This is a genomic window from Pseudarthrobacter sulfonivorans, from assembly GCF_014712225.1.
GTDB classification, from domain to species: Bacteria; Actinomycetota; Actinomycetes; order Actinomycetales; family Micrococcaceae; genus Arthrobacter; species Arthrobacter sulfonivorans.
The window spans coordinates 1-5,620 of the sequence record NZ_JACXBW010000033.1 but is presented as its reverse complement, the minus strand read 5'-3'; the positions used below and the strand labels follow the sequence as shown (position 1 = coordinate 5,620).

Sequence of the window (5,620 nt, the reverse complement as noted above, 5' to 3'; positions counted from 1 at the left end):
ATGGTGTTCCGGCGGTGACCTACTCTCCCACACCCTCCCGGGTGCAGTACCATCGGCGCTGTGGGTCTTAGCTTCCGGGTTCGGAATGGGACCGGGCGTTTCCCCCACGCTATGACCGCCGTAACCCTTGCTCCGCACCCTGCCGGCCAAGGCCGGGGGCGGGAAATCTGGTGGTTACAACTGTGGTGTTGTTATTTAGTTGGTGTTCCCTGACAACGTTTTGGTTTGTTGTTTGGGAACCACATAGTGGACGCAAGCAGTCTTGTTTCTTTTTACCAGTGCTTGGTGTGAACGTCTTTTGAAATCCGTTCACGCAGTGGTGTGTGGTGTAAGTTATCGGCCTATTAGTACCGGTCAGCTTCACGAGTCGTTAGTCCTCGCTTCCACATCCGGCCTATCAACCCAGTGGTCTGGCTGGGGGCCTCTCACACACAAGGTGTATGGAAATCTCATCTCGAAGCGAGCTTCCCGCTTAGATGCTTTCAGCGGTTATCCCATCCGAACGTAGCTAATCAGCGGTGCACTTGGCAGTACAACTGACACACCAGAGGTTCGTCCGTCCCGGTCCTCTCGTACTAAGGACAGCCCTTCTCAAATTTCCTGCGCGCGCAGCGGATAGGGACCGAACTGTCTCACGACGTTCTAAACCCAGCTCGCGTACCGCTTTAATGGGCGAACAGCCCAACCCTTGGGACCTACTCCAGCCCCAGGATGCGACGAGCCGACATCGAGGTGCCAAACCATGCCGTCGATATGGACTCTTGGGCAAGATCAGCCTGTTATCCCCGAGGTACCTTTTATCCGTTGAGCGACGGCCATTCCACAATGTACCGCCGGATCACTAGTCCCGACTTTCGTCCCTGCTCGAGATGTCTCTCTCACAGTCAAGCTCCCTTGTGCACTTACACTCGACACCTGATTGCCAACCAGGCTGAGGGAACCTTTGGGCGCCTCCGTTACTTTTTAGGAGGCAACCGCCCCAGTTAAACTACCCATCAGGCACTGTCCCTGACCCGGATTACGGGCCGAAGTTAGATGTCCAAAGTGACCAGAGTGGTATTTCAACGATGACTCCACCCGAACTGGCGTCCGGGCTTCAACGTCTCCCACCTATCCTACACAAGCCACTCCGAACACCAATACCAAACTATAGTAAAGGTCTCGGGGTCTTTCCGTCCTGCTGCGCGTAACGAGCATCTTTACTCGTACTGCAATTTCGCCGAGTTTATGGTTGAGACAGCGGGGAAGTCGTTACTCCATTCGTGCAGGTCGGAACTTACCCGACAAGGAATTTCGCTACCTTAGGATGGTTATAGTTACCACCGCCGTTTACTGGGGCTTAAATTCTCAGCTTCGCCCGTAAGGGCTAACCGGTCCTCTTAACCTTCCAGCACCGGGCAGGAGTCAGTCCGTATACATCGTCTTGCGACTTCGCACGGACCTGTGTTTTTAGTAAACAGTCGCTTCCCCCTGGTCTCTGCGGCCCCGATCCCCTCCCACCAGCAAGTGGTGTTCAAGGTTGGGGCCCCCCTTCTCCCGAAGTTACGGGGGCATTTTGCCGAGTTCCTTAACCATAATTCTCTCGATCGCCTTAGTATTCTCTACCTGATCACCTGTGTCGGTTTGGGGTACGGGCGGCTAAAACCTCGCGTCGATGCTTTTCTCGGCAGCATAGGATCACCAAATCCCCCCTTACGGGGGTCCCATCAGATCTCAGGCATCATGAACAGCGGATTTGCCTACCGTTCGCCCTACATCCTTAGACCGGGACAACCATCGCCCGGCTCGGCTACCTTCCTGCGTCACACCTGTTAATACGCTTGCCTCCCAGGATCAGGTCCCGCGCTCCACCAAAACCCACGTCGCCACAAGGGCGGGCGGGCAGGTATCGGGCGGTTAGTATCCCCTGTTCAACATGGACGGTTTTTCGCCGGTACGGGAATATCAACCCGTTGTCCATCGACTACGCCTGTCGGCCTCGCCTTAGGTCCCGACTTACCCAGGGCAGATTAGCTTGACCCTGGAACCCTTGATCATTCGGCGGACGGGTTTCTCACCCGTCTTTCGCTACTCATGCCTGCATTCTCACTCGTGTAGGCTCCACCGCTGGTTTACACCGCGACTTCACTGCCCACACGACGCTCCCCTACCACTCCAAACGCCTGAACCAACCCAACAAGTGGGCGGCTTGGCAAATATTTGAAATCCACAACTTCGGCGGTGTACTTGAGCCCCGCTACATTGTCGGCGCGGAATCACTTGACCAGTGAGCTATTACGCACTCTTTTAAGGATGGCTGCTTCTAAGCCAACCTCCTGGTTGTCTTCGCAACTCCACATCCTTTCCCACTTAGCACACGCTTAGGGGCCTTAGTTGGTGGTCTGGGCTGTTTCCCTCTCGACTATGAAGCTTATCCCCCACAGTCTCACTGCTGCGCTCTCACTTACCGGCATTCGGAGTTTGGCTGACGTCAGTAACCTTGTAGGGCCCATTAGCCATCCAGTAGCTCTACCTCCGGTAAGAAACACGCAACGCTGCACCTAAATGCATTTCGGGGAGAACCAGCTATCACGAAGTTTGATTGGCCTTTCACCCCTACCCACAGCTCATCCCCTCCATTTTCAACTGAAGTGGGTTCGGTCCTCCACGACGTCTTACCGTCGCTTCAACCTGGCCATGGGTAGATCACTTCGCTTCGGGTCTAGATCACGCCACTGCAACGCCCTATTCAGACTCGCTTTCGCTACGGCTTCCCCACACGGGTTAACCTCGCGACGTAACACTAACTCGCAGGCTCATTCTTCAAAAGGCACGCCGTCACCAGAATCAGACTGGCTCCGACGGATTGTAAGCACACGGTTTCAGGTACTGTTTCACTCCCCTCCCGGGGTACTTTTCACCTTTCCCTCACGGTACTGGTCCGCTATCGGTCATTAGGGAGTATTTAGGCTTATCAGGTGGTCCTGACAGATTCGCACGGGATTTCTCGGGCCCCGTGCTACTTGGGATACTTCCCGGGCGGCACAAAACATTTCGGTTACGGGGCTCACACCCTCTCTGGCCGGCCTTTCAAGACCGTTCACCTATGCCTGCACATCACACCCCACCACCCCGGCAGAGATGGTATGGAAAGTCCCACAACCCCGACCATGCAACGCCCGCCGGCTATCACACATGGAACGGTTTAGCCTGATCCGCGTTCGCTCGCCACTACTAACGGAATCACTATTGTTTTCTCTTCCTGCGGGTACTGAGATGTTTCACTTCCCCGCGTTCCCTCCACGCACCCTATGTGTTCAGATGCGGGTCACCAGGCAGCTCGCGCCCCTGGCGGGGTTTCCCCATTCGGACACCCTGGGATCACAGTCCGGTTATCGACTCCCCCAGGCTTATCGCAGATTCCTACGTCCTTCTTCGGCTCCTAATGCCAAGGCATCCACCGTGTGCTCTTAAAAACTTGACCACAAAAGATCAAAAAAACTAATTTTCGAGAGAACCACGAAAACCACCCGGATACCACCACCAAACCCAAAGGGCCACAGCAACAGCACCCGGACAGATCCAGGTTCATATTCTTGGAAATTGCTTCTTATAAAAGATGCTCGCGTCCACTATGTAGTTCTCAAACAACAACCCCAAACCACACACCCCACACACACGCCCGCCAAAGCAGAACGCAACCGTGTCATCGGTGCAGCCAGGAAACCAGAAACAAACAAACCCGGAACCCTCCCCAAAGGAAAGAACCCCGGCCCTGTTGCCTCAGGACCCAACAGTGTGCCAAACACTAAACCACCCATCCCCACTCCCCGCACCGTTCCAGGCAAACCAGGAACCCCGAAAGGAACCCGATCACCGTACTAGGCAAGGAAGAAGAACACGCGGCCGCTATTTGTTGATATTCCACCCGTGAGCACCCGCCGCAGAACTAGCGTCTGCGCAACGGGCGTACTCCTGACAACCCCTCCACACTCACATACATGAGGCAAGGTGATTGTAGGTGCTCCTTAGAAAGGAGGTGATCCAGCCGCACCTTCCGGTACGGCTACCTTGTTACGACTTAGTCCCAATCGCCAGTCCCACCTTCGACAGCTCCCTCCCCATAAGGGGTTAGGCCACCGGCTTCGGGTGTTACCAACTTTCGTGACTTGACGGGCGGTGTGTACAAGGCCCGGGAACGTATTCACCGCAGCGTTGCTGATCTGCGATTACTAGCGACTCCGACTTCATGGGGTCGAGTTGCAGACCCCAATCCGAACTGAGACCGGCTTTTTGGGATTAGCTCCACCTCACAGTATCGCAACCCTTTGTACCGGCCATTGTAGCATGCGTGAAGCCCAAGACATAAGGGGCATGATGATTTGACGTCGTCCCCACCTTCCTCCGAGTTGACCCCGGCAGTCTCCTATGAGTCCCCGCCATCACGCGCTGGCAACATAGAACGAGGGTTGCGCTCGTTGCGGGACTTAACCCAACATCTCACGACACGAGCTGACGACAACCATGCACCACCTGTGAACCGGCCGCAAGCGGGGCACCTGTTTCCAGGTATTTCCAGTCCATGTCAAGCCTTGGTAAGGTTCTTCGCGTTGCATCGAATTAATCCGCATGCTCCGCCGCTTGTGCGGGCCCCCGTCAATTCCTTTGAGTTTTAGCCTTGCGGCCGTACTCCCCAGGCGGGGCACTTAATGCGTTAGCTACGGCGCGGAAAACGTGGAATGTCCCCCACACCTAGTGCCCAACGTTTACGGCATGGACTACCAGGGTATCTAATCCTGTTCGCTCCCCATGCTTTCGCTCCTCAGCGTCAGTTAATGCCCAGAGACCTGCCTTCGCCATCGGTGTTCCTCCTGATATCTGCGCATTTCACCGCTACACCAGGAATTCCAGTCTCCCCTACATCACTCTAGTCTGCCCGTACCCACCGCAGATCCGGAGTTGAGCCCCGGACTTTCACGGCAGACGCGACAAACCGCCTACGAGCTCTTTACGCCCAATAATTCCGGATAACGCTTGCGCCCTACGTATTACCGCGGCTGCTGGCACGTAGTTAGCCGGCGCTTCTTCTGCAGGTACCGTCACTTTCGCTTCTTCCCTACTGAAAGAGGTTTACAACCCGAAGGCCGTCATCCCTCACGCGGCGTCGCTGCATCAGGCTTTCGCCCATTGTGCAATATTCCCCACTGCTGCCTCCCGTAGGAGTCTGGGCCGTGTCTCAGTCCCAGTGTGGCCGGTCACCCTCTCAGGCCGGCTACCCGTCGTCGCCTTGGTGAGCCATTACCTCACCAACAAGCTGATAGGCCGCGAGTCCATCCAAAACCACAAAAAGCTTTCCACCCCCCACCATGCGATGAGGAGTCATATCCGGTATTAGACCCAGTTTCCCAGGCTTATCCCAGAGTCAAGGGCAGGTTACTCACGTGTTACTCACCCGTTCGCCACTAATCCCCCCACAAGTGAGGTTCATCGTTCGACTTGCATGTGTTAAGCACGCCGCCAGCGTTCATCCTGAGCCAGGATCAAACTCTCCGTTGAAGTAAAACAAAAACGAACACAACCAACACCCCCGGAAATAACGGGGAAAGAAGGCTGCAAAATTTGAAACCAGCTGTAAAAACCA

General features: G+C 55.4%; 3 rRNA genes. All 3 read right to left on the bottom strand.

The annotated features are described in order from the left end of the window. Positions 1–6 precede the first annotated feature (6 nt). The 3 genes from rrf to IAQ70_RS22355 all read right to left on the bottom strand — a co-directional run bounded on the left by rrf (position 7) and on the right by IAQ70_RS22355 (position 5,535). A 5S ribosomal RNA gene (rrf, locus tag IAQ70_RS22365) occupies positions 7–123 on the bottom strand. Positions 124–323: 200 nt separating this feature from the next. Then, positions 324–3,463 (bottom strand): 23S ribosomal RNA (locus IAQ70_RS22360). 548 nt (positions 3,464–4,011) lie between these two features. Next, positions 4,012–5,535, bottom strand: a 16S ribosomal RNA gene (locus IAQ70_RS22355). The 16S, 23S and 5S rRNA genes sit together here, the layout of an rRNA operon. Between the last annotated feature and the right edge of the window lie 85 nt (positions 5,536–5,620).